Here is a 24478-nt window from a genome sequence, read left to right on the forward strand (position 1 = left end):
GGGCTACTCCGCCGGGGTCGGGTTCATGCCGGGCACGTCGGGCCGGCCGCGTTTCTTCGCATAATGGCCGTTCCGGGCGAGGTAGAACAGCACGCCGATATAAGCGACCAGAAGCGCGACATAGACCGTCAGGTAGACTGCCAGCGTCGTGGCGACCATCGGGCTGGGGACATCCGCCACTGCCTGCTCGGTGGTCATGACGCCCGTCACCAGCCAGGGCTGCCGGCCGATCTCGGTCGTGTACCAGCCGGCGAGGGTTGCAATCCAGCCGGAGAAGGTCATCGGGACCAGCGCCCAGAGAAGCGGTTTCGGCAGTCCCTCGGGACCGCGACGCCGATAGATCATGAAGGCGGCCGCGGACCAGCTGAGGACCAGCATCGTGAGGCCGGTGCCGACCATGACGCGGAAGGCATAGAAGACGGGCGCGACAGGCGGGTGGGTTTTCGCGCCATCGTCGGTGACGAACTCATTCAGACCGGGCACGACGCCATCCGCGTGATGCGTCAGGATAAGAGAGGCAAGGTTCGGGATGGCGATCTCGTAATGGTTCTCGCGCGCCATCTCGTCGGGGATGGCGAACAGCACGAGAGGGACGTTCGGCCCGGTCTTCCAGTTGGCCTCCATCGCGGCGACTTTGGCGGGCTGGTGTTCAAGCGTGTTGAGGCCGTGGAAGTCGCCGGCAAGGATCTGCAAGGGGATCAGCAGGGCACCCAGCCCGATCCCCGTGACCACGGCGGTACGCACGTCCCCGGCCCGGTCCCCGCGCAACCAGCGATAGGCGGAGATACCGGCCAGCAGAAAGGCGACCGTCAATCCAGAGGCAAGAAGCATGTGCACGACGCGATAGGGCATCGACGGGTTGAAGATGATCGCCCACCAGTCGGTTGCGTGGGCCACGCCATCTCGAAGCTCGAACCCGGCGGGGGTATGCATCCAGCTTGACAGAACCAGGATCCAGAAGGCCGACATCGTGGTGCCGAAGGCCACCAGGAACGTGGCCAGCGTGTGCAACCATCCGGGCACGCGCGACATGCCGAACAGCATGATGCCCAGAAACACCGCCTCGAGGAAGAAGGCGGTCATCACTTCGTAGGCCAGCAGAGGTCCGGCGATGTTGCCCACGGTTTCCATGAAGCCGGGCCAGTTGGTGCCGAACTGGAAGGACATCGTGATACCCGACACGACGCCCAGACCGAAGCTGAGGGCGAAGACCTTGACCCAGAAGCGATAGGCGTCCATCCAGCGGTCTTCCCCGCTGCGCGTATATCTGAGCTTGAAGTACAGCAGCACCCATCCCAAGGCGATCGTGATCGTGGGGAACAGGATGTGGAAGGAAATGTTTGCGCCGAACTGGATGCGCGAAAGTATGAGTGTGTCCATTGTCCTCGCGATGCCTACATGCTTGCAGGCCGCCCTGGCTGTGTTGTCACAGACCTAGGGCAAAAACCGCGGATTTCCGCTGGTTGCGACCAGAGGGCGCAGCAGGCGACGGAACCTGTGCGAATGGCGCCGGCAAGGCGGCAGGTGCAGCTTACGGCAGGCGCTGGCCTGCACGCTTGGGTCAGGCTGCCGCAAAGCCCGTGTCCAGCGCGGAAAGAACCTGGTCGATTTCGGCTTCCGTGATGATCAGGGGCGGTGACATCAGAAGGTTGTTGCCGCCGATCCTCACCATCGCGCCGGCCTCGTACGTGGCCTGGTGGACCTTCTTGACGGTCGCCGCGTCCATCGGCGTTTTCGCGGACCTGTCGCTGACCAGTTCGATCCCGGTCATCAGGCCGTGGCCGCCGCGGACATCGCCGATGATGTCGTATTTCTCCATCAGGCGCTGCACGCCCTCGAACAGCTGTGTCCCGCGCTCTGCGGCGTTCGTCTTGGTGTCCAGCCGCGTCGTCTCGGACAGGCAGGCCACAACGGCGGCGGCGCCCACGGGATGTGCAGAATAGGTATAGCCGGTCCAGATTGCCCCACTGGCGTCGGCGGTCTCGAACACGTCCGCGACCTTGTCGCTCAGCAACACGCCGCCCACGGGGAAATAGGCGCTGGTGATGCCCTTGGCGACGGTCATCATGTCGGGCTTCACGCCCCAGTGGCGGGCCCCCGACCAGTCGCCGGTGCGTCCGAAGCCGCAGATCACCTCGTCCGAGATCATGAGGATGCCATAGCGGTCGCAGATATCTCGCATGTGCTTCATGAAGCTGGCGTCGGGCACGATGACGCCGCCCGCGCCCTGAATCGGCTCCATGATGAAGGCGGCGATGGTGCTGGGGTCCTGAAACTCGATCTCGTCCACCATGGCGGCGGCGATTTTCTCGGCGAGCTTGGCCGGGTCGGTCTCATGGTAGGGGTTGCGATAGGTGTAGGGGCTGGGCAGGTGGAAACAGCCGGGCAAAAGCGGCTCGTAGGTGATGCGGAAGCGGTTGTTGCCGTTCACCGACGCGCCACCCCAGTGGGTTCCGTGATAGCCCTTTTTCAGCGACAGGAACTTGGTGCGCGTAGGCTCGCCCCGCAGGCGGTGGTACTGGCGCGCCATGCGCAGGGCCGTGTCGACCGCGTCGGACCCGCCGGAGGTAAAAAAGACGCGGGCCATGCCGTCCTCGGCGAAGAATTCCTGCACGGCATAGGAGGCCTCGATCGCGGGCGGGTTCGAGGTGCCGGCGAAGGCCGAGTAATAGGGCAATTGCCACAGCTGATCGGAAATGGCCTGCTTGATGGCGTCGTTGGAATAGCCAAGGTTCGTACACCACAGCCCGCCCACGGCATCCACCACGCGATGCCCTTCGATATCGGTGATCTCGACACCCTCGGCGCTCTTGATGATGGTGGGCGCGTTCTGTTGCTGCTCGCCGGGATGGCCCATGGGATGCCACAGGTGGCGTGCGTTCATCTCGCGCAGGAAATTGTCGTCTTTCATGGGAGCCCCCGTCACTGAGTCGCGGATTTGATCAAACGTGGCACCACGGCGGGGTTCTGTCCAGTGACCCCAAAGGGTGAGGGGCGCAAAAGAAAGGGGGCCGTTGGTTCGGCCCCTCATTCCCTCCTGCCGCGTTGTAGGATCACCGCGCCGGGTGTGTTTCTTCCCGTCCGGTCGTGGTGTGCCGCGATATGTGGATCGCGGCGAATTCGCATGGTGGTTGGATGTTGCCGCGGCGCGTGACCAAGGCGGTATCGCCTGACCACATGGTCGCGGGCCGGATCATGCCGCTTCCGCCGCGTGGGTGCGCGGTGCCGTTATGAAAATGTGCCCCAGTGCCGTCCGCAACACGGCGTCCCCCGATGCCGGCACGGGTCAAGTCCCTGTCCCCGTGCGTTGGAATGCAGTTTTACAAGGTATAGGCGAAGCGATTCGTTTCGGTCAATCGTCGGCGATTCGTTTTTCCCGCGGTTTCGGCTAAGCGGTGGGCGCGACTCGAAAAAAAGTTTCGAGCTTCGGAACTTCGCCGAGGCGCGCGCGACGCTCAAGGAGCGCTCAGGTGTCGAGCCAGACGGTCTCGAACTGCATTTCCCGGGCCTGGTGCACATGGTCGTTCTTCACATGCTTTGCGAAATGCTTGGTCTGATTGCGCCAGAACGGTTGGACGATCACGCCGCTGTCGCGCAGGCGGGTCTGCAGAATGGCGGAGTACTCGCGCCGTTTCCGCGCGTCGAAGACCCCGAGCGCCTGGTCGAGGATGGCGTCGAAGTCCGGGTCGGAATGCGCGGTCTCGTTCCACGCCGCGCCCGATCTGTACGCGAGCGCCAGAACCTGCACGCCCAGTGGGCGGGGGGCCCAGTTGGTGGTCGAGAACGGGTATCGCGTCCAGTCGTTCCAGAAGGACGACAAGGGGACCACCCTGCGTTTGATGTTGAAGCCCGCCTCGGACAGCATCGCGCCGATGGCGTCGGCGGTCGCGGTGCGCCAGTCGCCGTCGACCGAGATGAGCTCCAGTTCGGTGTCGCCGTGCCCGGCGGCGCGGGCCATCTCGATGGCCGCGGCGGGATCGGGGGCCTTCGCGGGGATCGCGGCATACTCGGGATGAAATGGCGCCACGTGATGGTTCTGGGCGACGAGACCATCGCCGTCGATACCCAGTTGCAGGACAAGGTCGTTGTCCACGGCCAGCTGGACCGCGTTGCGCAAGTCCTTCGAGGTGTAGGGCGCGGTGTCCATGCGCATCCGGGCCACGATGGTGGCGGCCGTGGGCATACTGCTTCTGACGAGGTCGAGATCGTCCAGCGCAGTGGCGATATCCTCGGTGGTCTCGTCGTTGACGTCGATCCGGCCCGCGTCGAAGGCCGTGACCATGGCCGCGCTGTCGGTGCCGAGGTCGATGAACCGGATACCGTCGAGATAGGCCTCGCCGCCCCACCATGCACCGTTTTCGCGGCGCTTCACCTCGGCCCCCGCGCCGGCATCGAGCGAGACCAGTTCGAACGGGCCCGTGCCGATGGGGCTTTGCGCCAGGTCGCTGTCGTCACCGTGGCTGCGGTGCACGATCAGGGCGGGATAGTCCGCCATGCCGGCAATCAGCGAGATGTCGGGGCGGGGCAGGGTCAACCTTATGGTGTGGTCATCGAGCTGCGCCATCACGCCATCGGCCAGCCGGCCCGTGTCGCTGTCGATCAGCGCGGCCATGGGGGCCGCCATCGCGTTGCCTTCGACCGAGGTGTCGCACCACCGGGTGATGTTGTGAACGACGTCCTCGGCGGTGAAATCGTCGCCGTTGTTCCAGGTCACGTCCCGGCGCAGGTGGAGCGTGTAGGTGCGCGCGTCGTCGGACACGTCCCAGCTCTTCAGCAGGAGGCCGGAGAAACTGTAGTCGGCATTCCAGCGCACCAGCGGCTCGCAGAACTGCCGGGCGAGATTGCCTTTCTCGGTCCAGTCGAACTTGCGCGGGTCGGTGATGTCGAGCACGCGCATCGCTACGCGCAGAACGCCGCCTTTGCGGCCCTCGCCTTGCCTTGCCAGCGCGGGGCGCGCTGCACCCAGCAGGCCATGGGCGGTGGCGGCACTGGCCCCAAGGGTCGAGGCAAGCGTGATGAATTCGCGGCGGTCCATCAGGCCGGCGCGGGTGTCGCGGGCCAACTGGCGCAGGCGGCACTTTCGGGTCTTGCCCGTCATGGGGGCGTTCCTTGGTCTGCTGGGCGGGCGGCTTCAATGGCCTGCCCTACTATGAGGCGCCATGGCGGATTGTAAATCGGCGACGCGCCCCGGGGGCGCTGTGCCATGCGCCGCGAATTCGCTTGAGACGGCAGGGGCGCACGGGTAGATCAGGCGCCAAAGGAGGAGCCGCATGAGCCTCAATACGTTCGGACATCTGTTTCGCGTCACCACCTGGGGCGAAAGTCACGGGCCCGCCCTTGGCGCGACCGTGGATGGTTGCCCGCCGGGCATCGCCGTGGACGAGGCGTTTTTGCAGCAGTTCCTCGACAAGCGCCGCCCGGGGCAGAGCAAGCACACCACGCAGCGCAAGGAACCCGATGCGGTGAAGATCCTGTCGGGGGTGTTCGAAGGGCAGACCACGGGAACGCCGGTGCAGCTGATGATCGAGAATACCGATCAGCGGTCCAAGGACTACGGCGAGATCGCCCAGACCTTCCGGCCCGGCCATGCCGACATCACCTATCACCAGAAATACGGGATCCGCGACTATCGCGGAGGCGGGCGCAGTTCTGCGCGCGAGACGGCCGCGCGGGTGGCTGCGGGCGGGCTGGCGCGGGCCGCGCTGGCAAGCCTTGCGCCGGGCCTGGAGGTCAAGGGCTACATGACCCGGATGGGCGAGGTGACGATCGACCGGGATGGGATCGACTGGGCCGAGATCGACCGCAACGATTTCTTCCTGCCGGACGCCGGGGCGGTGCCGGTGTGGGAAGATTACCTGCAAGGGATCCGCAAGGCGCAGAACTCGGTCGGCGCCGAGATCGAGGTGGTGTGCCGCGGGGCGCCCGCCGGGCTGGGGGCGCCGGTCTATGGCAAGCTGGATACGGATCTGGCCGCCGCGATGATGAGCATCAATGCCGTCAAGGGCGTGGAGATCGGCGAAGGCATGGCGGCGGCGCGGCTGACCGGCGTCGACAATGCCGACGAGATTTTCATGGGCGAGAATGGCCCGGAATACGGCAGCAACCATGCGGGTGGCATCCTGGGCGGGATCTCTACCGGGCAGGACATCGTGGTGCGCTTTGCCGTCAAGCCCACCAGCTCGATCCTGACGCCGCGCTGGTCGATCCGGATGGATGGCAGCGCGACCGAAGTGGTCACCAAGGGGCGGCACGACCCCTGCGTCGGCATCCGCGCGGTGCCGGTGGCCGAGGCGATGATGGCCTGTGTCGTGCTCGATCACCTGCTGTTGCATCGCGGGCAGGTCGGCGACGGGCCGCGCGGTGTGATCGGATAGCTCAATTGTGCGGCTGCGCCGCGCAGGTTTGATTGGGTGAGGGGCTTCGCCCCTCGCGCCGAAACGGGGTTTCGACGCTCACCCCAGGATATTTCCGGCCAGAGGAAGAGACGGGCCGGTGCTCAGGTATCTTGCTGGCGCGACAGTTGCACGGCGAGAATGCCTGCGGTGACGACCAGCACGCCGATTATATCCCAGAACCCTAATGCTTCGTTAAGCACGAGGGCGGCGATGGTGACGCCGAAGAACGGGGTAAGGAAGTGGAAGGTGGCGGCCTTGACCGCGCCGATGCGGTTGACCAGCGCGAACCAGACCAGCGTGGCGGCCAGGCCCGGGATCAGCGTGGTGTAGACGAAGGCGGCGATGAAGGGCCAGGACCAGGCGATTTCGAGCGTTTCGGTCGACAGCCCGACAATGCCCAGTGCAACGCTGCCGACCAGCATTTGCAGGCCGACGATCATCAGGAAGTTGCCGCCCGAGGTGGCGCCGCGCACCATCAGGGTGGCGAAGGTGAGGGCCACGACGCCACCGATGCAGAGCATGACGCCGTAGAGGTCGGCGCCGCCCTGAAGCCGTGTGCCCATGATCAGCGCGACGCCGGCCATGCCCGCGGCGAGGCCGGCAAAGCCAAGCGCGCTGACGCGCTGGCCGAGGATCAGCCAGCTGGCGAGGCCGACGAGCAGCGGCATGGAGGAGGCGATGATGGCGGCAAGCGAGGCCTCGACCGTCTGCATGGCGACGAAGTTGAGGCCGAGATAGAGCGCGTTCTGGCACAGGCCGAAGACGATCGTGGCGCGCCATTGCGCGGGCGTCAGGCGCCAGGACTGACCCAGGGCGCGGGCGATCAGGACGCCCAGGAGGCCGGAGATCAGGAAGCGCAGGGCGAGCGCCGTCACGGGGGGCGCGGCGGCGACGATGATGCGCGCGGAGGTGAAGGCGCTGGACCACATCACTGCAAAGGCCAGCCCCATGAAAAGCGCGCGAAAATCCATGATTTACTCGTCCTCGAACTGAAAAGGGCTGCCGGTGGGGCGACCCTTTCCGAAACCTGGCAGGATTACAAGGTCAGCCGTTGACGCTGTCCTTGAGGGCCTTGGCGATCGTCATCTTGACGACCTTGTCGGCATCCTTGTGGATCTGCTCGCCGGTGGCGGGGTTGCGCACCATGCGGGCCGGGCGCTCGCGGCAGTAGATCTTGCCGACGCCGGGAAGGGTGACGGCGCCGCCGTTGGACACTTCCTTGGTGATGATCTCGATCATGGAGTCGAGGGCGCTGGTCGCGGTTTTCTTGTCGCTGCCCATTTCTTCGGCGAGGGCCGCAACGAGCTGGGTTTTGGTCATCGGTTTTGCCATTTTCTGGTCTCCTTCAACTGCCCGTTTCTTGGGCCTCCTGCGCGGGATTTAACTGTATCTTGTAGGCAAACACAACAAATAGTGTAGCAAAACAAGGCCGATTTCGGCTGTTTGGGCCTGTTTTTTTGGTGTCCGGACCGTTTTACACAAGATTCAGGGACCTTCAACGCGCAAACGGCGATGCCGGATGCCGGGCGGGGAATCGCCAATGAAACATGGTTATAGCGGCCGGGAGGGCCGAAAACCCATGTCGGTATAGCGTCGGTATCCGGGTGGTATCGCGACGGTGCGCCTGTCGTGATCTGCCGGGGTTAACGGGCCGGACGCGGTTGACGGGAGGCTGAGGCTAGGTGGCGGGGCGTTCCTGGCCCAGGCCCGGATCGAGGCGACCGGAGGCCAGCGCGGCGCCTGCGACCATGGCGGTCGCGGTGCCGAGCATCAGGGGCAGGCCACCCGTCTGGTAGGTGAGGCCCGAGAGCACGGTTCCTGCAAGGCGACCGCCGGCGTTGGCCATGTAGTAGAAGCCCACGTCCATCGTCACCCGCTCGGCCCGGGTGAAGGCGAGGATGAGGTAGGAGTGCAGCGAGGAATTGAGCGCGAAGACGCCGCCGAAGACCAGCAGGCCGGCGACAAGGGTGACGGTCAGCCATGGCTGCGGGCCGGAGGACGCGAGCGCGGCGACGGTCAGGATGGCGGGGACGGCGGCCAGCGCCCAGGCCCAGGAGCGGGCGGCGGAGACCAGATCGGCCTCGGGTCGCGAGGCGGCGCGCAGGAGGCGGGGGGCGGCGGCCTGTACCGCTCCGTAGAGGATGACCCAGACGGCCATGAACGTCCCGATGAGGAAGAAGGCGGCGCGGTTGCCCTCCTCGGTGCCGTCCGACAGCACGGCGTAGAAGTAGATCGGGATGCCGACGACGAACCAGACGTCGCGGGCGCCGAAGAGGAAGACGCGGGCCGCCGACAGCCAGTTGACGTTGGGCGACTTGGAAAACACCTCGGTGAACTTGGCGCCCTTGCGGCCCCTGGGCAGGCCCGGGGGCATGGCGATGAGGACCGCCACGAGGATGAGGGCGAGGATGGCGGCCATGCCGAGCACCGCGCCGGTGAAGCCGATGAGAGCCAGGAGGGCTGCGCCCAGCAGGAAGCCCAGCCCTTTCACGGCATTCTTGGAGCCGGTGAGCACGGCAACCCAGCGGAAGAGGCCGCCGCCCGTCGTGGGGGCGAGGAGTTTGACGGCGGATTTGGAGGACATCTTGGCGAGGTCCTTGGCCACGCCGCTGGCGCCTTGCACGACCATGACGAAGGCGACCGAAAGGCCGATGGCCCAGTCGGGATCGAGCTGGGTGAGGGCCAGGAGGGCCAGCACCTGTATCCCCAGACCGGCATAAAGGGTGGAGGTCAGGCCGAAGCGGGCGGCGATCCAGCCGGCGGCGAGGTTGGTGACCATGCCGGCGATCTCGTAGAGGACGAAGAGATAGGCCAGTTGGACAGGGGAAAAACCAAGCGTGTGGAAATGCAGAAGCACCAGCATCCGCAACGCTCCGTCGGTCAGCATGAAGGCCCAGTAGGCCGCGGTGACGGCGATATAGGCCGAGAGGCCCTCGGGGCGGGCGGAGGCCTGTGTCACAGCGAGGCGCCGACCATCAGGGCCACGTCGACGAGGCGGTGGGCATAGCCCATCTCGTTGTCATACCAGGCGTAGATCTTCACGTGGGTGCCGTTGACGACCATGGTGGAGGGCGCGTCGACGATGCCCGAGCGGGTGTCGTTGGTGTAGTCGGCGGAGACGAGCGGGCGTTCCTCGTGGCCGAGGATGTTTTTCAGCGAGCCTTCGGACGCGGCCTTGAAGAAGCTGTTGACCTCTTCGGCGGTGGTCTCGCGCTCGACCTCGAAGACGCAGTCGGTGATCGAGGCGTTGAGGAGCGGCACGCGGACGGCGTGGCCGTTCAGGCGGCCCTTGAGTTCGGGGTAGATCAGCGTGATCGCGGTGGCGCTGCCGGTGGTGGTTGGGATCATCGAGTTCAGCGCCGAGCGGGCGCGGCGCAGGTCCTTGGCGGGACGGTCGACAATGGTCTGCGTGTTGGTGACGTCGTGGATCGTGGTCATGGAGCCGTGTTTGATCCGCAGGTTCTCGTGGATGACCTTGACCACAGGCGCGAGGCAGTTGGTGGTGCAGCTGGCGGCGGTGATGATGCGGTGGCGGGCGGCGTCGTAGATGTCGTGGTTGACGCCCATGACGATGTTGGCGGCGTCGCCGTCCTTGACCGGGGCGGAGACGACGACCTTTTTCACGCCGGCGTCGAAATAGGGGGCGAGCTTGGCCTCGGTCTTGAAGACGCCGGTGCAGTCGATCACCACGTCGACGCCATCAAGAGGCAGCGCCGACAGGTCCTTGGTGCCGATGAAAGACAGGCGGGTGCCGTCGATGGTGACGCTGTCGGAATCATGGGCAAATTCGGCGTCCCAGCGGCCGTGCACGGTGTCGAATTCCAGAAGGTGCGCGTGCATCTCTGCATCGCCCACGGCGTCGTTGATCCAGGCAATGTGCGCACCGCGTTCCAGCAGAGGTTTCAGGATCAGCTTGCCGATGCGGCCCAGCCCGTTGACGGCGTAGGTGGTCATGCGGAGGCCCCGCTGTTGATGTTGGCGATGTCGTCCACGGCCTTTTGTAGGGAAATCCGGTCGAGACTGTCGAGTGACAAGCTTGTAAACGCCTTGATGCGGTTCTGAAGCGCGCCGTAGGCCTGTTGGAAGGCGAGCGCTTTTTGCGCGTCGGTGCCTTCGGCTTTCACCGGGTCGGGCATCCCCCAGTGGGCGCTGACGGGCTGGCCGGTCCAGGCCGGGCACTCCTCGTTCGCGGCCTGGTTGCAGACGGTGAAGACGAAGTCGAATTGCGGGGCGTCGGGCCCCTGGAAGACCGAGACGTTCTTGGCCTCGAGCACCGAGGTGTCGTGGCCTTTCTGTTCCAGCACATCGAGGGCGAAGGGGTTTAGTTCGGACCGGGGTTTGGTGCCCGCCGAATAGGCGTTGAAGCGGTCGCCCGCCTCGGCGCGCAGGAGGCTTTCGGCAAAGATCGAGCGGGCGGAATTGCCAGTGCAGATGAAGAGCACGTTGTATTTGCGGTCGGTCATTTGGGGAACTCCGAGAAGGGTGTGGAGGGAGGTGGTGGAACAGGCATCGGGGCGGCCGCGGCAGCAATCGCCGATGAGATAGTCGAGGGTTTGTCGCATCGCTGTCATGTCGACGCTGTAGCGCAGGGAGGTGCCCTGCCGCGTGCGCGTGATCAGCCCGGCCTGCGCCAGTGCGTTCACGTAGGTGGACAGCGTGTTGGGCTTGAGGTCGAGCGCATGGGCCAGTTCGGTCGCCGGGACGGCATCGGGGTAGCGCCGCATCAGAAGACGGAAGACCGCCATGCGCTGGGGATGGCCGAGGGTGGCGAGCCGGTGGGGAATCAATATTTCCATACTTCATGAAGTATTGAAGTAATGAGCGGGATGCAAGGCGTGTCTTGCGGCCCGCGACCCGATCCCGGCCTGGCGGTGAACCATGGAGCTGTGCCGTGCGTTGGCCCGACATGTCGTTTGCAACGAACAACAGGGTCTTGCGCTCTTTGAGCGCGTCGACGCGGGAGGCGGTGGGCGCGCGGTGCGAACCTGTGACGCTGGAGGCCGGCGATGTCCTGCACCGGATGGGCGATGTGACCTCGGCTGTCTATTTTCCCGAGACCGCGGTGATTTCCACGCTGGCGTCCTACAGCGACGGGAGCGGGGTCGAGATGGCGAATGTGGGACGCGAGGCGTGCAGCGCGCTGAACCTGATCCTGCGACATCCAAGGCAACTGGCCGCGGACGAGGTGCAGATCGCGGGCCGGGCGCTGCGCTTGCCGGCAGAGCGGTTCCGGGAGCTGAAATCCGAGTATCGGGATTTCGAGAACGCCCTCTTTTCGGTCGTGCAGTCGGTTCTGTACCAGGCGATGGTCTCGGGCGCGTGCAACGCGGCGCATGAGGCCAAGCCGCGGCTGGCGCGGTGGCTGCTGACGATGGGGGACCGGACCGACGGCAACGAGATGCGGCTGACCCACGACTTTCTGGCGCAGATGCTGGGCGTGCGGCGGGCGACGGTGACCAACGCCGCGCTGGACCTGCAGTCGCAGGGGCTGATCAAGTATGCGCGCGGGCGCCTTGAGATCACCGATATCAAGGGGCTGCGCGGGGCAAGCTGCGAGTGTTACGACTTGGTGCGTTCGGCCAATGCGGAACTGCTTCCCGATAAGAGGAGCGGTGATTGACCTGTGGATTTGAGGTGCGGTAGCGTACAGAAAGCGAACGATCCATCCTGTAAGCTTGAAGGAGCTTTTCCTGTTGCTTCAGGATGAAGCGGTTTGGAGAGAAGCGACAGGATGAAGCCGGAAGACATGGAAATGGGCGAAAACGAGGTCGAGCAGGCGATACGGCTTTCGCCGTTGTCCATGGTGCTGACCGATCCGCGGCTGGACGACAATCCGATCACCTATGTCAATTCCGCCTTCGAGTCCCTGACGCTTTACAGCCGACGGTACGCGATCGGGCGGAACTGCCGTTTCCTGCAGGGTGAAGAGACCGATGCGGCGGATGTCCAGAAGCTTCGGTCGGGGCTGGATTCGGCAGAGGAATTCGAAGTCGTGATCACCAACCACCGGGCCGATGGCACGGCGTTTCGCAACCAGTTGCTGGTGGCGCCGATCCACGGCAGCGACGGTGCGCTGACCGGGTTTTTCGGCCTGCAGCGCGAAATCCCGCAGACCGTGACGATGCCGGAGCAGGATGACGCGACGCTGGGGCTGCTGCGCGAGTTGCAGCACAGGGTGAAAAACCATCTGGCGATGATCGTCAGCATGATCCGCATCCAGGCCCGCCAGGACGTCACCGAGGAGTCGCTGAAGGCGATCGGCCGCCGGATCGAGGCGCTGTCGGTTCTGTATGACGAGCTGCTGAGCGGCGGAAACAGCGAAAAGATAGAGACCGGCGCCTATCTGAGCCGGATCGCCTCGGTGGTGTCCAGCCTGGAGCCGCGCGGGGCGATACGGGTGAACGTGGAATGCGACGAGGTGTCGTTGCCGGTCGACCAGGCGGCGCGGCTGGGGCTGCTGCTGTCGGAGTTCCTGACCAATGCGTTCGAGCACGCCTTCGCGGGCCGGTCGACCGGCACGGTCGAGGTGCGGTTCCAGCGGACCGGCGCGCAGGGCTTGCGCCTGTCGGTCGAGGATGACGGGATCGGGTTGCCGGAAGACAGCAACTGGCCGTTCGGCGCGGCGAGCATCGAGACGCAGCGTGAGCGGGCGGAGGATCACGACGGGGCGCTGGATACGACCGGGGACAGCGGCAAGCCCGGCGTGGGCGGCAGCATCGTCGTGGCGCTGACGCAATCGCTGGAGGCGGACCTGTCGGTCGAGACGCTGGAGCAGGGCACGCGGGTGACGGTCGAGGTGTGACCGGGTAAGGCGGCGGCCCGGGGCTTGGGCCGGACGGGGATGTCGAGATGGTGCCGGATGCAAGGGCGTCTGCATCGACATCGGTGCACTGGGTCTGCCCACGCGGCACGTCCGTTTTGCGGTTGCGGAGTCAACGGAGCGCCGCGACGGTTTGGGCGACCGTCTCTGCCACGTTCTGTCGCCGGATATCATGGCAATGAGCCGGGTCAGCGTGCGCCGTTTCCTTTGCGGGTCGCCGCTTTGTCGGACCGGGGCCCGGAGGGCGTGCGGCCCTGTCCGGCCGCACGCATTGACCCGTATTCAGTGGGCCATCATTTCTTCAGCCACGTCCTCGCCGCTGAGTTCGGCGGGGTAGTAGGTTGGCCAATTGGTGACTTCCTCGAGCAACTTCGCCCGGTCGTCGCCCCAGTAGAGGTGGAAGTGCCCGGCATCCTGCGGCGCGATGGCATGGTCGCTGAACTGGATGAACGCGGGCGCCCCGGCATCGCCACCGCTCTTTTCGAAGATGTAGCGGACACCGCGGTTGCCGGCCTTGTAGGTCAGCACTTCGTAGCCGTCGTTGGCATAGCGGCCCTGCAGCGGGGTGCCGTCCTCGAAGAAGGTCACGCTGTCACCTTTGATGAGAATGCGGTCGACCTCGGTCGCATAGCCGGTCTTGTAATAGTCGGTGTATTCGGCCGCTGTCTTGTCGCCGTGCTCGGCCTTGTGCGCCATGACGGGGTCGAGCGTTCCGTCCTGCAGCAGCGGGTAGACCGATTGCCAGTCTCCTTCCCAGTCCGAGAGGGTGCGGTCCTCGATCTGGTCATCCTCGAAGTAACCTTTGTAGACCTTGTCGTCACCGTGATCGTGCTTTTCGGAGTGATCGTGTTCTTCGGAATGATCGTGATCGTGGTCATGTGTGCTGTCGCTTTGGGCGAACGCCGGCGCGGAAAGCACGAGCAATGCGCCGGTGGCGACGGCGGCAACGCACTTGGCGAATGTCTGTTGCATGAGAGGCTCCTGTGTTGACGGGATCTGCGACCCCATGAATATAGATGTTATTACATAACGGTTTGTCCCTAACTGACGGATTTTGCTTTGACAACCGGGTCACGCAGTTGAAGGCCTGTTCGGACGCGAAAGACTGCCGAACGGCACGTGCCGCCGCGCGCCGGTCCGTTGCATGTGCAAGCCCGGTACAGCGAACCGCGATGGAACCGCACGTTGTGCGTGGGTCGCTCGCAAGGTCTGTTGGCCTGGCGTGAAGGCAAGTCCGCGCCTTCTGGCACTGGCAGGCAGCCAATGCAAAACCGCCCCCGCAGAGCCTGCGAGGGCGGTGTCGTTGGTGGGACGGTCCCCGGTCAGGGGACCTGCGCGCTTACTTGTACTTCTTGATCTCGCCCGAGCGCAGGCGCGCGGCGTAGCTGTGCAGCTCGCGCTTGACGATCGGCATCAGGAAGTAGAGGCCCAGCACGTTGACCACCGCCATGGCGAAGATCGCGGCGTCGGAGAAGTCGATCACCGGGCCGAGGCTGGAGGCCGCGCCGATCACCACGAAGAGGCAGAAGATCAGCTTGAAGATCAGCTCTTTCGTCTGGCCCTCGCCGAAGAGGAAGGTCCAGGCCTTGAGGCCGTAATAGGACCAGCTGAGCATCGTGGAGAAGGCGAAGAGGATCACCGCCAGCGCCAGGACGTACTTGAACCCGTCGATCGAGGACGAGAACGCCGCCGACGTGAGCGCGACGCCGGTGTTGCCGTCGACCGTCTGGACCGCGTTGCCTGCCTCGTTCAGCACGAAGAGGCCGGTTTCGGGATCGGTGATCAGCTGGTCGGTGATGATGATCACCAGCGCGGTCATGGTGCAGACCACCACCGTGTCGATGAAGGGTTCCAGCAGCGAGACGAAGCCTTCGGTGATCGGCTCCTTGGTGCGCACCGCCGAGTGGGCGATGGCGGCAGAGCCGACGCCCGCCTCGTTCGAGAAGGCGGCGCGGCGGAAGCCCTGGATCAGCGCGCCGACCATGCCGCCGGCGACGCCGAGGCCGGTAAAGGCGCCCTCGAAGATGCGCCCGAAGGCGGTGCCGATCTGGTCATAGTTCATCGCGATGATGATGAGCGCGGTGCCGACATAGAGGATGCCCATGAAGGGCACGACCTTTTCGGTGACCTTGGCGATGGATTTCAGGCCGCCCACGATGACGGCGAAGACGACCGCGGCCATCACGAGGCCGGTGATCCAGCCGGGGTAGTCGCCCAGCACGTTGGAGAGCTGCGCGTGGGCCTGGTTGGCCTGGAACATGTTGCCGCCGCCCAATGCGCCGAGGATACAGAAGATCGAGAAGAGCACGGCCAGGATGCCGCCGCCGAAGATGCCGCGTTCCTTGAAGCCCTTGGACAGGTAGTACATCGGGCCGCCCGAGACCTTGCCGTCGGGATATTCATTTCGGTATTTCACGCCGAGCGTGCATTCGGTGAACTTGGACGCCATGCCCAGAAGGCCCGCGAGGATCATCCAGAACGTCGCCCCCGGACCGCCGATGCCGACGGCCACCGCGACGCCCGCGATGTTGCCCAGGCCCACCGTGCCCGACAACGCCGTGGCGAGCGCCTGGAAGTGGCTGACCTCGCCGGCGTCGTTGGGATCGGAATAGTCGCCCTTCACGAGCGCGATGGAGTGGCCGACCCAGCGCAGCTGCACCACGCCGAAATAGACGGTGAAGACGGTGGCGGCGATGACCAGCCAGCCGACGATCCAGGGGAAGCTTGTGCCGGGGAAGTCGGAGAAGATCAGGCTGACGAACCAGCCGGTGGAATTGGCGAAGATCTCGTTGACGGTTTCGTCGATGGATTGCGCCAGGGCCGGGGCGCTGAGCGCCAGCAGGGCGAAGAGCGCCGCCAGGGGCGTCTTGAATGCATGTTTCATCTGTGTCCCTCGATTATTGTCGTTGAATGCGTGGCGCATGATCACGGTACGATGGTGACCGGCACGGGGGCGGCCTGTGCCAGGCTGCCCGCGACCGAGCCGAAGAGGCGCGACGACAGCGCCGAGTGGCCGGTGCGGCCGATGACGATCATCTCGGCGTTGTTTTCCTTGATGATGTCGACCAGCGTGTCGGCGATATGGCCGTAGCGCAGGACCGTCGTCGCGGTGATGCCGGCGTCGGACAGTCTTTTCAGGACAGGCTTGAGCAGCGCGTCCTCGGCGCGGGCCAGTTCCTCCTTGCGGCGCATGTGCCGTTCCTCGAGTTCTTCCTTGGTGAGAAAGGAATAGGGGGACCATTCCAGCACATGGGCGACGATGACTTCCGCACCTTGTGCCTTTGCCAGGGTGGTTGCGAAGTCGAGAGCCGCCTTGGCGCTTTCACTGTCGTCAAATCCCAGGACCAGTTTTTTTGACATTGTTCTCTCCTGTCGTGTCATTCCGGATCGGAATTCGATCAGCGTAGACGCAAAAGGCGAGTCGGCGCGAGTTTTTTCAATTTATGTTGGCAGAACGGTGCCGTAGGGGGTTTGCGGCTCTCCGCCCCGTGTTCACCGGATGCGCAAACGGCAGAGAGGTCCCGGATCGGGTCCGGGACGGGTGTTTTTCGTGGTCTGGGGGAGCCTAGAGGAACGCGGTCTCGTCGAAGCTGCGCAGCTTGCGGCTGTGGATGCGTTCCAGCGGCATGTCGCGGATATGCTCCATCGCGTGGATGCCGATCATGAGGTGGCGCGAGACCTGGGTCTTGTAGAAATCGCTGGCCATGCCGGGCAGTTTCAACTCGCCGTGGAGCGGCTTGTCCGAGACGCACAGAAGCGTGCCGTAGGGCACGCGGAAGCGGAAGCCGTTGGCGGCGATGGTGGCGCTTTCCATGTCGAGCGCGATGGCGCGGGATTGCGACAGGCGCTGGACCGGGCCGGACTGGTCGCGCAGTTCCCAGTTGCGGTTGTCGAAGCTGGCGACGGTGCCGGTGCGCATGACACTCTTGAGCGCGTAGCCTTCCAGCTCGGTTTCGGCGGCGACGGCCTTTTCCAGCGCGATCTGCACCTCGGCCAGCGCCGGGATGGGCACCCAGGCGGGCAGGTCGGCATCGAGCACCGCGTCCTCTCGCAAATACGCATGGGCGAGAACGAAATCGCCCAGCGACTGCGAGTTGCGCAAGCCCGCGCAATGGCCGACCATGATCCAGGCATGGGGGCGCAGGACGGCGATGTGGTCGGTCGCCGTCTTGGCGTTGGACGGGCCGACGCCGATATTGACCAGGGTGATGCCGGCACCGTCCTTTCGCTTGAGGTGGTAGGTGGGCATCTGCGGCAGCTTGGAGGTGGGGCGCAGCACCTCGTCGGGGCCGGTGATGGTCGCGTCGCCGGGGCCGACGAAGCTGTCGTAGCCGCTGTCGGGATTGGCGAGGACCTTGCGGGCATAGGCCTCGAACTCGGCCACGTAGAATTGGTAGTTGGTAAAGAGGACGTGGTTCTGGAAATGCTCGGGCGCGGTGGCGGTGTAATGGGCGAGCCGCGCGAGCGAATAGTCCACGCGCTGCGCCGTGAAGGGGGCGAGCGGCGCGGGGCTTTGCTGCATGACGGTATAGGTGCCGTTGACGATGTCGTCATTGGTGGTCGACAGGTCCGGCACGTCGAAATAGTCGCGCAGGGTAAAGTCGGCTGCGCCCTGTTGCGGGACGGTGATGGAGGCGTCGTTGGCGACGGCGAAATGCACCGGCATCGGGGTGTCGGACACGCCGATTGTCAGCGGCACATCGTGGTTGTGGAGCAGAAGGCCGATCTGCTGTTCGAGGTAGTTGCGGAACATGCGCGGCCGGGTGACCGTGGTGGCGTAGGTGCCCGGTTCGGCCAGGTGGCCAAAGCTGAGGCGGCTGTCGATCTTGGCGTAGCTGGAGGTGCTGATGCGGATCTCGGGGTAGAAGGCGCGGACGGGGCGCGAGGGCTGACCGTTCAGCATCGCGGCCTGGAACGCCTCGCACAGGAAGCTTACCGCGTCGTCGTAGAGCGCCACCAGGTGATCCACGGCCGTCGCGGCCTCGGTGAAGTTCTGCGGCGCCGGGGCCTCTGGACTGTGGTAGCGGCCGTCATCGGCGGTCTGAGCCATGGTGTACCCGATACATTCAACTTTTGCGGGGCACGTTGACAGAGCGGGGGACGGTTCGCAAGCTGGCGCGGATGTGTGGGCGCAAGGGAGAGGGTCATGGATTTCGAGACGGTCAAGCCGGAGGTGTTCGGCGCGTCGCTGCGGGGGATGGGCCTGAACCTGCTGGTGCGGGACGTGGCGCGCGAGGTGGCGTTCCTGGAGGCGGTGTTCGGGATGAAGGCCCACCGCGTGAGCGGGGATTTCGCGATCATGGTCTATGGCGATCAGCTGATGCAGCTGCATGTCGATGCCACCTATGGCAGCCATCCCGCGCTGGGGCTGTTGCCCGAAAGCGGCCCGCGCGGGGCGGGGGCGCAGATCCACCTGTTCGACAGTGACCCGGACGAGGCCGCCAGACAGGCCGAGGCGGCGGGCGGGCACGTGTTGCAGCCGCCGACGGACAAGCCGCATGGCCTGCGCGAGACCACCATCCTGTGCGAGAACGGCTATGCCTGGGTGGCGTCGCGGCCGCTGCAGGATATATCTGGCGGAGAGCCATAGGAGAAACGCATGGGCAAGGTGTTGCTGTCCTTCGGGCACGGGTTTTCGGCGCGGGCGCTGGCGCGGCGGCTGGTGCCGCAGGGCTGGCGGGTGATCGGCACGACCCGAAGCGCCGAGAAGGCCGAGGCGCTGCGGGACGAGGGCGTGGAAGGCGTGGTCTGGCCCGGAAGCGACCTGTCGGAGGCGCTGGGGGCGGCGACGCATCTGCTGACATCCGTCAGCCCGGGCGAGGAGGGCGACCCGGTGCTGAACGCGCTGGGCGAGGACATCGCGGCCATTGCGGGGCGGCTGGACTGGGCCGGGTACCTGTCGACCACGGGGGTCTACGGCGATCACGAGGGCGACTGGGTGGACGAGGACAGCCCGCTGGAGCCGTCGACCGAGCGGGGGCAGAAGCGCGTCGTCGCCGAGGCCGCGTGGGCGGCGATACCGGGCCTGCCGCTGCATATCTTCCGGCTGGCGGGGATTTACGGCCCCGGGCGCGGGCCGTTCGAGAAGGTGCGCCGCGGCACGGCGCGGCGGATCATCAAGCAAGGCCAGGTGTTCAGCCGCACCCATGTGGAGGATATTGCGCAGGTGCTGGAGGCGTCGATAAACCGGCCCAATCCGGGCGCGGCCTATAACGTCTGCGACGACGATCCGGCGCCGCCGCAGGACGTGATCGGCTATGCGGCGGAACTCTTGGGCCTGCCGTTGCCGCCGGCGGTGGATTTCGAGGAGGCGGAGATGAGCCCTATGGCGCGGTCGTTCTATGCGGAATCGAAGCGCGTGGAGAACAGCCGGATCAAGGACGAGTTGGGGGTGGTGTTGAAGTATCCCGATTACAAGGCGGGGTTGGAGGCGTTGTTGGCCGAGGAGAATGCGCGCGAGGGGTGAGGCGTGGTGCGTGGGTTTTCACCCACCCTACGCGATGTTGCGCGAGGGGTGAGGGGCGTGGTGGGTTTTCACCCACCCTACGAGGCCCCGGATCAGGTCCGGGGCGGGGGTAGAGATCAGCCGTTTTCGCGCAGGATGGCGCCGGCGAGGTAGAGCGAGCCGCAAATGAGGATGCGGGCGGTGGGGTCTTTCGCGGCGATATCCTCGATGGCGGCGCGGGCGCTGGCGGCGGTGCCTGACGGCAGGCCGGCGTTGGCGGCGGCGGTGGCGGTGGCGTCGGCGGGCAGGGTGTTGGCCTCGCCAGGAATCGAGATGGCGGTGAGGCTTTGCGCGGCGCCGGCGAGTGGGGAGAGGTAGCCCGAGATATCCTTGGTGTTGAGCATGCCGCAGACCAGGTGCGTGGGGCGAGGCGGCAGCGAGGCCAGGTGCGCGGCAAGCGCGCGGCCCGCGGCGGGGTTGTGGCCGCCGTCGAGCCAGAGTTCGGCCTGCGGTGCGGCCTCGGCCAGCGGGCCGGTGGAGAGGCGCTGCATCCGGGCGGGCCAGTGGGCCTGGGTCACGGCGGCCTCGAGCGCGGCATCGCCAAGTTGCAGGTGGCGCAGGGCGGCGATGGCGGCGCCTGCGTTCTCGTACTGGTGCGCGCCGGGCAGGTTGGGCAGGGGCAGATCGCGCAGGCCGGTTTCATCCTGGTAGATGAGACGGCCACGTTCGGTGGTGACGTGCCAGTGCTGGCCGTGGGCCCGAAGGGGGCTGTGCGTGCGCTGGGCGGCGGCCTCGATGGCGTCCATGCCTTCCTCGTCCTGCGGGCCGACGACGCATGTGACGCCGCGTTTCAGGATGCCGGCCTTTTCAGTCGCGATCTTTGCCAGCGTGTCGCCGAGATATTGCTCGTGGTCCATCGAGACCGGGGTGATGATGGTGAGCGCGGGGGTGGCGACGACATTGGTGGCGTCAAGCCGTCCGCCCAGGCCGACCTCCAGCAGGGTGTAGTCTGCGGGGGTGCGGGACATGGCGAGGATCGCGGCGCAGGTGGTGATCTCGAAATAGGTGATCGGTTCGCCACCGTTGGCGGCGTAGCATTCATCGAGCACTTCGGTCAGGTGCGGTTCGGTGATCAGTTCGCCCGCCAGGCGGATGCGTTCGTGAAAGCGCGCGAGGTGGGGCGAGGTGTAGGCGTGGGCCGTCTTGCCCGCGCCTTCGATGCCCGCGCGGATCATCGCGAGGGTGGAGCCTTTGCCGTTGGTGCCGGCGATGTGGATGACCGGGGGCAGGGCGTCCTGCGGGTTTCCCAAAGCGTCCAGCAGGCGCCAGACGCGGTCGAGCGTGAGGTCGATGATCTTGGGGTGCAGGGCCATCATCCGGTCGAGGATGACGTCCGATGTGGGGGCGGTCATTTGTCGGTGTCGTCCGCTGCCTGCTCCTCAGCCGTGTCCGGTTGCGGTGCGCTCTCAAGCTCTTCCTCGATTGGAAGTTCAGGCGCGGGGAGGTCGGCGGTGACGGCGGGCGGCAGGTTCAGCAGCATGCGCAGGATGGTGATGAGTTCATTGCGCATCTCGCCGCGGGGAGTGACGCGGTCAAGCATGCCGTGATCGAGCAGGTACTCGGCCCGCTGGAAGCCCTCTGGCAGTTTTTCACGGATGGTCTGTTCGATGACGCGGGGGCCGGCGAAGCAGATGAGCGCGCCCGGCTCGGCGATGTGCACGTCGCCCAGCATGGCGTAGGACGCGGTGACGCCGCCGGTGGTGGGGTGGGTCAGCACGACGATATAGGGCAGGCCCGCCTCTTTCAGCATCTGCACGGCGACGGTGGTGCGGGGCATCTGCATCAGCGACAGGATGCCTTCCTGCATACGCGCGCCGCCGGCGGCGGAGAAGAGCACGAGGGGGCGGTTGAGCTTCACGGCCTCCTCGGCGGCGGCGATGATGGCGTTGCCGACATACATGCCCATGGAGCCGGCCATGAACGAGAAATCCTGGGCCGCGGCCACGATCGGGGTGCGGCCGATCTCGCCCGAGGCCACCAGCATCGCCTCGGTCTCGCCGGTCGCCTTTTGGGCGGCGCGCAGGCGGTCGGGGTACTTCTTCTGGTCGCGAAAGTGCAGCGGGTCGGCGGTGGGCTGGGGCACGGACACTTGGGTGAAGGTGCCGCCGTCGAACAGCGCGGTGAAGCGGTCGCGCGGGGTGATGGCCATGTGGTGGCCGCAGGAGGTGCAGACGTTGAGGTTTTCGCGCAATTCGCGGTGGAACAGCATGGTTCCGCACTCGTCGCACTTGGTCCACAGGTTCTCGGGGATCTCGCGGCGCGAGAAGATCGAGTTGATGCGCGGACGCACGTAATTGGTGATCCAGTTCATCGGTGGCCCAGTTCCCGTTGCAAATCGCCCTTGAGATAAGCCGTGCGCGGGGGAAATGCAATCAGACGCGCAGGGCGAGGCGCGCGGTGAGCCAGCTGACCAGCAAGAGCATCAGGTCGAGCGGGGCCCAGACCCAGAGCGCATCGGTGTCTCCCACGGCGAAGGGGTAGGTGTAGAGCGCCAGGCCGTCGAAATTGCCCGCGGGGGCGGCGACGAGGATGGCGAAGAAATTGTTGACGAAATGCAGGCCGAGAGCGGCGCCGATGGTGCCGGTGCGGGCCGTGAGGTCGGCCGCGGCGATGCCGAAGAGCGTGGCCCAGCCGACGATGAGCCAGGTGGCGTCGCCGTTGATCGCGGGGTCGTAGTGCAGCAGGCCGAAGAGGATCGCGGGGACGATGATCCAGATGCGGGGATTGGCGAAGCGGGCGGCGAGCTGGCTTTGCAGGTAGCCGCGAAACACCAGTTCCTCGGCCCCGGTCTGAACCAGGATGGCGGGCAGGGCGAGGGGCAGGAAGACAAGCCAGCTGGACGGGGCGAGGTTGGCCTCGGGCGTCAGATCGGGCGTGGCGGGCAGCAGGATGGAAAGCGCGAGGTGCAGGCCCACCATGTAGAGGCAGACGCGGCCGAAATGCTGGCGCGCGCGACGCCAGTCGCCGACGAAGCTGGGCAGGGATCGGTCGTGCACGGCGCGCCCGGTGATGGCCAGCGCGAGGATGATGAAGCCGAAGATATAAAGGTTGGCCAGGACGCCGTAAGGGGTGCCGCCGTTGGCCAGCGCGGCGGCGGTTTCGTCGAGCGGTGCGCCGGGCAGGACCAGGTTGAGCAGCGTCGAGGCGGCGAAGATCGTCGACAGGAACAGCACCGCCAGCATCACGCCGCCCAGCACGAGACGCACGAGAGACGCCGTGCGGCGGGCCGGGGCGACCAGGGCTTCAAACGGGCGATAGGCGTCGGACATGGGCAAGAGCTAGGGCGCGGGGAGGGGGACCGCAATGGCGAAGGGTCCCTGCGCCGAAAGAAAAAACCCGGGCGCGAACGCCCGGGTCAGGGTCAAGGGTCGGGAGGACCCATTCCGATTTGGTCTCAGCCTTTCGAGAACTCGGGGTAGGCTTCCATCCCCAGTTCCGACATGTCGAGGCCGTTGATCTCGTCCTCTTCGCTGACGCGGATGCCCATGACAGCCTTGAGGATGAACCAGATGATCAGGCTGGCCACGAAGGTGAACACACCGTAGGCCACGATGCCGGTCAGCTGCGTCATCAGGTTGGCGTCGCCGTTGTAGAAGATCACGGCGATGGTGCCCCAGATCCCGGCGAAGAGGTGCACCGGAACGGCGCCGACCACGTCGTCGATCTTCAGCTTGTCGAGCATCGGGATGGTCAGGACCACGATCACGCCACCGACGGCACCGATCCAGAGCGCGCCGAAGAGCGTGGGCGCCAGCGGTTCGGCGGTGATCGAGACGAGACCCGCAAGAGCACCGTTGAGCACCATGGTAAGGTCAGGCTTCTTGTACATCACCTGGCTGAGGATCAGCGCGGTCACGGCACCGGCCGCCGCGGCCATGTTGGTGTTGGCGAAGATGCGGCTGACGTCCGAGACATCCCCCACGGTGCCCATGGCCAGCTGCGAGCCGCCGTTGAAGCCGAACCAGCCGAGCCACAGGATGAACGTGCCCAGGGTGGCGAGCGCCAGGTTGGAGCCGGGCATAGGGGTGACCTTGCCGTCCTTGCCGTACTTGCCCAGGCGCGGGCCCAGCACGATGGCGCCGGCGAGAGCCGCCCAGCCGCCGACGGAGTGCACGACGGTCGAGCCGGCGAAGTCCTGGAAGCCGGCGGCGTCGAGCCAGCCTGCGCCCCATTTCCACGAGCCCGAGATCGGGTACATGAAGCCGGTCAGGATGACGACGAAGATCAGGAACGGCCACAGCTTGATCCGTTCGGCCAGCGCGCCCGACACGATCGAGGCGGTGGCGGCGACGAACACGAGCTGGAAGAAGAAGTCCGAGCCGATCGACGCGTAATCAAGCGCCGCATCGGCTGCGGCGACGCCGACCGGATCGAGCACGGTCTGCCCGCCGATGGCGAAGTAGCCGTTGAAGTCGCCCGGGTACATCGTGTTGAAGCCGACGAGCCAGTACATGATCGCGGCAATCGAGAAGAGCGCGATGTTCTTGGTCATCTGCATGGTCACGTTCTTGGAGCGCACCAGCCCGCCTTCGAGCATGGCAAAGCCCGCGGCCATGAAGAACACCAGAAAGCCTGCCATGCAGAACAGCAGGGTCGTCATGATGTAGGGGCCGATCTCGTCAAAGCCGGGTGCGGCGGCCTCGGCTTCGGCGGCTTCGGCCGCTTCCTGAGCAAAGCCGAGTTGGGGCAGGACCGCGATTGCGGTTGCGGCGAGCCCCAGATGAATAAAGCGTTTCATAGTGATGTTATCCCTTCTAT

At 65.6% G+C, this 24478-nt stretch carries 21 protein-coding genes; 5 read left to right on the plus strand and 16 right to left on the minus strand.

Annotated elements, in window-relative coordinates; translation table 11 throughout:
* Positions 1 to 3: 3 nt before the first annotated feature.
* The 3 genes from FIU89_RS01405 to FIU89_RS01415 form a co-directional block, all read right to left on the minus strand.
* The gene (locus FIU89_RS01405; RefSeq protein WP_152490952.1) at positions 4 to 1380 is read right to left on the minus strand and encodes a cytochrome ubiquinol oxidase subunit I; all 1377 of its coding nucleotides are present in this window, start codon (positions 1378 to 1380) and stop codon (positions 4 to 6) included.
* Positions 1381 to 1561: 181 nt separating this feature from the next.
* The gene (locus tag FIU89_RS01410; RefSeq protein ID WP_152490953.1) at positions 1562 to 2911 is read right to left on the minus strand and encodes an aminotransferase class III-fold pyridoxal phosphate-dependent enzyme; all 1350 of its coding nucleotides are present in this window, start codon (positions 2909 to 2911) and stop codon (positions 1562 to 1564) included.
* Between the two features lie 555 nt (positions 2912 to 3466).
* On the minus strand, positions 3467 to 5098 hold the full coding sequence (locus FIU89_RS01415) for an ABC transporter substrate-binding protein (RefSeq protein WP_152490954.1): 1632 nt from the start codon (positions 5096 to 5098) through the stop codon (positions 3467 to 3469).
* Positions 5099 to 5270: 172 nt separating this feature from the next.
* Between FIU89_RS01415 and aroC the strand changes: the two genes are divergently transcribed.
* Positions 5271 to 6374 carry a chorismate synthase gene (gene aroC, locus FIU89_RS01420; RefSeq protein ID WP_152490955.1) on the plus strand — a complete coding sequence of 368 codons (1104 nt, stop codon included), beginning with the start codon at positions 5271 to 5273 and terminating at the stop codon, positions 6372 to 6374.
* Between the two features lie 122 nt (positions 6375 to 6496).
* On the opposite strand, the gene FIU89_RS01425 is transcribed toward aroC, so the two are convergent.
* The 5 genes from FIU89_RS01425 to FIU89_RS01445 form a co-directional block, all read right to left on the minus strand.
* Positions 6497 to 7366: a DMT family transporter gene (locus FIU89_RS01425; protein ID WP_152490956.1), complete on the minus strand. Its 870-nt coding sequence runs from the start codon at positions 7364 to 7366 to the stop codon at positions 6497 to 6499.
* 73 nt (positions 7367 to 7439) lie between these two features.
* On the minus strand, positions 7440 to 7727 hold the full coding sequence (locus tag FIU89_RS01430) for an HU family DNA-binding protein (RefSeq protein ID WP_057790788.1): 288 nt from the start codon (positions 7725 to 7727) through the stop codon (positions 7440 to 7442).
* A gap of 346 nt (positions 7728 to 8073) precedes the next feature.
* Positions 8074 to 9354, minus strand: a complete 1281-nt coding sequence (arsJ, locus tag FIU89_RS01435) for an organoarsenical effux MFS transporter ArsJ (protein WP_152490957.1) — start codon at positions 9352 to 9354, stop codon at positions 8074 to 8076.
* Positions 9351 to 10349, minus strand: a complete 999-nt coding sequence (locus FIU89_RS01440; RefSeq protein WP_152490958.1) for an ArsJ-associated glyceraldehyde-3-phosphate dehydrogenase — start codon at positions 10347 to 10349, stop codon at positions 9351 to 9353. The genes arsJ and FIU89_RS01440 overlap by 4 nt, the downstream gene beginning before the upstream one ends.
* Complete coding sequence (locus tag FIU89_RS01445; RefSeq protein ID WP_152490959.1) at positions 10346 to 11191, minus strand: helix-turn-helix domain-containing protein; 846 nt, start codon at positions 11189 to 11191, stop codon at positions 10346 to 10348. Before FIU89_RS01445 ends, FIU89_RS01440 begins: the two co-directional genes overlap by 4 nt.
* 146 nt (positions 11192 to 11337) lie before the next feature.
* Between FIU89_RS01445 and FIU89_RS01450 the strand changes: the two genes are divergently transcribed.
* Both FIU89_RS01450 and FIU89_RS01455 read left to right on the plus strand, forming a co-directional pair.
* Entirely contained in the window at positions 11338 to 12015 is a 678-nt protein-coding gene (locus tag FIU89_RS01450; RefSeq protein WP_172977988.1) for a Crp/Fnr family transcriptional regulator, read from the plus strand.
* A gap of 111 nt (positions 12016 to 12126) precedes the next feature.
* Complete coding sequence (locus tag FIU89_RS01455) at positions 12127 to 13197, plus strand: histidine kinase dimerization/phosphoacceptor domain -containing protein (protein ID WP_152490961.1); 1071 nt, start codon at positions 12127 to 12129, stop codon at positions 13195 to 13197.
* Between the two features lie 300 nt (positions 13198 to 13497).
* Here the strand turns inward: FIU89_RS01455 and FIU89_RS01460 are convergent, their stop codons facing one another.
* The 4 genes from FIU89_RS01460 to FIU89_RS01475 all read right to left on the minus strand — a co-directional run bounded on the left by FIU89_RS01460 (position 13498) and on the right by FIU89_RS01475 (position 18265).
* Positions 13498 to 14187 (minus strand): metal-binding protein ZinT, encoded by a 690-nt coding sequence (locus tag FIU89_RS01460; RefSeq protein ID WP_152490962.1) that lies wholly within the window; start codon positions 14185 to 14187, stop codon positions 13498 to 13500.
* A gap of 367 nt (positions 14188 to 14554) precedes the next feature.
* Entirely contained in the window at positions 14555 to 16099 is a 1545-nt protein-coding gene (locus tag FIU89_RS01465; RefSeq protein WP_152490963.1) for a sodium:alanine symporter family protein, read from the minus strand.
* 41 nt (positions 16100 to 16140) lie between these two features.
* Positions 16141 to 16575, minus strand: a complete 435-nt coding sequence (locus FIU89_RS01470; RefSeq protein ID WP_152490964.1) for a universal stress protein — start codon at positions 16573 to 16575, stop codon at positions 16141 to 16143.
* A gap of 205 nt (positions 16576 to 16780) precedes the next feature.
* Complete coding sequence (locus tag FIU89_RS01475) at positions 16781 to 18265, minus strand: AMP nucleosidase (protein WP_152490965.1); 1485 nt, start codon at positions 18263 to 18265, stop codon at positions 16781 to 16783.
* 96 nt (positions 18266 to 18361) lie between these two features.
* Between FIU89_RS01475 and FIU89_RS01480 the strand changes: the two genes are divergently transcribed.
* Both FIU89_RS01480 and FIU89_RS01485 read left to right on the plus strand, forming a co-directional pair.
* Positions 18362 to 18805 (plus strand): VOC family protein, encoded by a 444-nt coding sequence (locus FIU89_RS01480; protein ID WP_152490966.1) that lies wholly within the window; start codon positions 18362 to 18364, stop codon positions 18803 to 18805.
* Between the two features lie 9 nt (positions 18806 to 18814).
* Complete coding sequence (locus FIU89_RS01485; RefSeq protein WP_152490967.1) at positions 18815 to 19681, plus strand: SDR family oxidoreductase; 867 nt, start codon at positions 18815 to 18817, stop codon at positions 19679 to 19681.
* A 116-nt stretch (positions 19682 to 19797) separates the two neighbouring features.
* Here the strand turns inward: FIU89_RS01485 and FIU89_RS01490 are convergent, their stop codons facing one another.
* From FIU89_RS01490 to FIU89_RS01505, 4 genes are all read right to left on the minus strand, one after another.
* Positions 19798 to 21072 (minus strand): folylpolyglutamate synthase/dihydrofolate synthase family protein, encoded by a 1275-nt coding sequence (locus FIU89_RS01490; RefSeq protein WP_152490968.1) that lies wholly within the window; start codon positions 21070 to 21072, stop codon positions 19798 to 19800.
* Entirely contained in the window at positions 21069 to 22031 is a 963-nt protein-coding gene (accD, locus tag FIU89_RS01495; RefSeq protein ID WP_152490969.1) for an acetyl-CoA carboxylase, carboxyltransferase subunit beta, read from the minus strand. Before accD ends, FIU89_RS01490 begins: the two co-directional genes overlap by 4 nt.
* 61 nt (positions 22032 to 22092) lie before the next feature.
* Positions 22093 to 22989 carry a CPBP family intramembrane glutamic endopeptidase gene (locus tag FIU89_RS01500; protein ID WP_152490970.1) on the minus strand — a complete coding sequence of 299 codons (897 nt, stop codon included), beginning with the start codon at positions 22987 to 22989 and terminating at the stop codon, positions 22093 to 22095.
* 125 nt (positions 22990 to 23114) lie between these two features.
* Complete coding sequence (locus FIU89_RS01505) at positions 23115 to 24458, minus strand: ammonium transporter (RefSeq protein ID WP_152490971.1); 1344 nt, start codon at positions 24456 to 24458, stop codon at positions 23115 to 23117.
* Positions 24459 to 24478 lie beyond the last annotated feature (20 nt).

This window comes from Roseovarius sp. THAF27 (genome assembly GCF_009363655.1).
GTDB lineage: Bacteria > Pseudomonadota > Alphaproteobacteria > Rhodobacterales > Rhodobacteraceae > Roseovarius.

Bases quoted from the DNA above. Each gene is read 5' to 3' on its own strand.
- FIU89_RS01405 (WP_152490952.1), bottom strand. From the start codon at position 1,380: ATGGACACACTCATACTTTCGCGCATCCAGTTCGGCGCAAACATTTCC.
- FIU89_RS01410 (WP_152490953.1), bottom strand. From the start codon at position 2,911: ATGAAAGACGACAATTTCCTGCGCGAGATGAACGCACGCCACCTGTGG.
- FIU89_RS01415 (WP_152490954.1), bottom strand. From the start codon at position 5,098: ATGACGGGCAAGACCCGAAAGTGCCGCCTGCGCCAGTTGGCCCGCGAC.
- aroC (WP_152490955.1), top strand. From the start codon at position 5,271: ATGAGCCTCAATACGTTCGGACATCTGTTTCGCGTCACCACCTGGGGC.
- FIU89_RS01425 (WP_152490956.1), bottom strand. From the start codon at position 7,366: ATGGATTTTCGCGCGCTTTTCATGGGGCTGGCCTTTGCAGTGATGTGG.
- FIU89_RS01430 (WP_057790788.1), bottom strand. From the start codon at position 7,727: ATGGCAAAACCGATGACCAAAACCCAGCTCGTTGCGGCCCTCGCCGAA.
- FIU89_RS01440 (WP_152490958.1), bottom strand. From the start codon at position 10,349: ATGACCACCTACGCCGTCAACGGGCTGGGCCGCATCGGCAAGCTGATC.
- FIU89_RS01445 (WP_152490959.1), bottom strand. From the start codon at position 11,191: ATGGAAATATTGATTCCCCACCGGCTCGCCACCCTCGGCCATCCCCAG.
- FIU89_RS01455 (WP_152490961.1), top strand. From the start codon at position 12,127: ATGAAGCCGGAAGACATGGAAATGGGCGAAAACGAGGTCGAGCAGGCG.
- FIU89_RS01460 (WP_152490962.1), bottom strand. From the start codon at position 14,187: ATGCAACAGACATTCGCCAAGTGCGTTGCCGCCGTCGCCACCGGCGCA.
- FIU89_RS01465 (WP_152490963.1), bottom strand. From the start codon at position 16,099: ATGAAACATGCATTCAAGACGCCCCTGGCGGCGCTCTTCGCCCTGCTG.
- FIU89_RS01470 (WP_152490964.1), bottom strand. From the start codon at position 16,575: ATGTCAAAAAAACTGGTCCTGGGATTTGACGACAGTGAAAGCGCCAAG.
- FIU89_RS01475 (WP_152490965.1), bottom strand. From the start codon at position 18,265: ATGGCTCAGACCGCCGATGACGGCCGCTACCACAGTCCAGAGGCCCCG.
- FIU89_RS01480 (WP_152490966.1), top strand. From the start codon at position 18,362: ATGGATTTCGAGACGGTCAAGCCGGAGGTGTTCGGCGCGTCGCTGCGG.
- FIU89_RS01485 (WP_152490967.1), top strand. From the start codon at position 18,815: ATGGGCAAGGTGTTGCTGTCCTTCGGGCACGGGTTTTCGGCGCGGGCG.
- FIU89_RS01490 (WP_152490968.1), bottom strand. From the start codon at position 21,072: ATGACCGCCCCCACATCGGACGTCATCCTCGACCGGATGATGGCCCTG.
- accD (WP_152490969.1), bottom strand. From the start codon at position 22,031: ATGAACTGGATCACCAATTACGTGCGTCCGCGCATCAACTCGATCTTC.
- FIU89_RS01500 (WP_152490970.1), bottom strand. From the start codon at position 22,989: ATGTCCGACGCCTATCGCCCGTTTGAAGCCCTGGTCGCCCCGGCCCGC.
- FIU89_RS01505 (WP_152490971.1), bottom strand. From the start codon at position 24,458: ATGAAACGCTTTATTCATCTGGGGCTCGCCGCAACCGCAATCGCGGTC.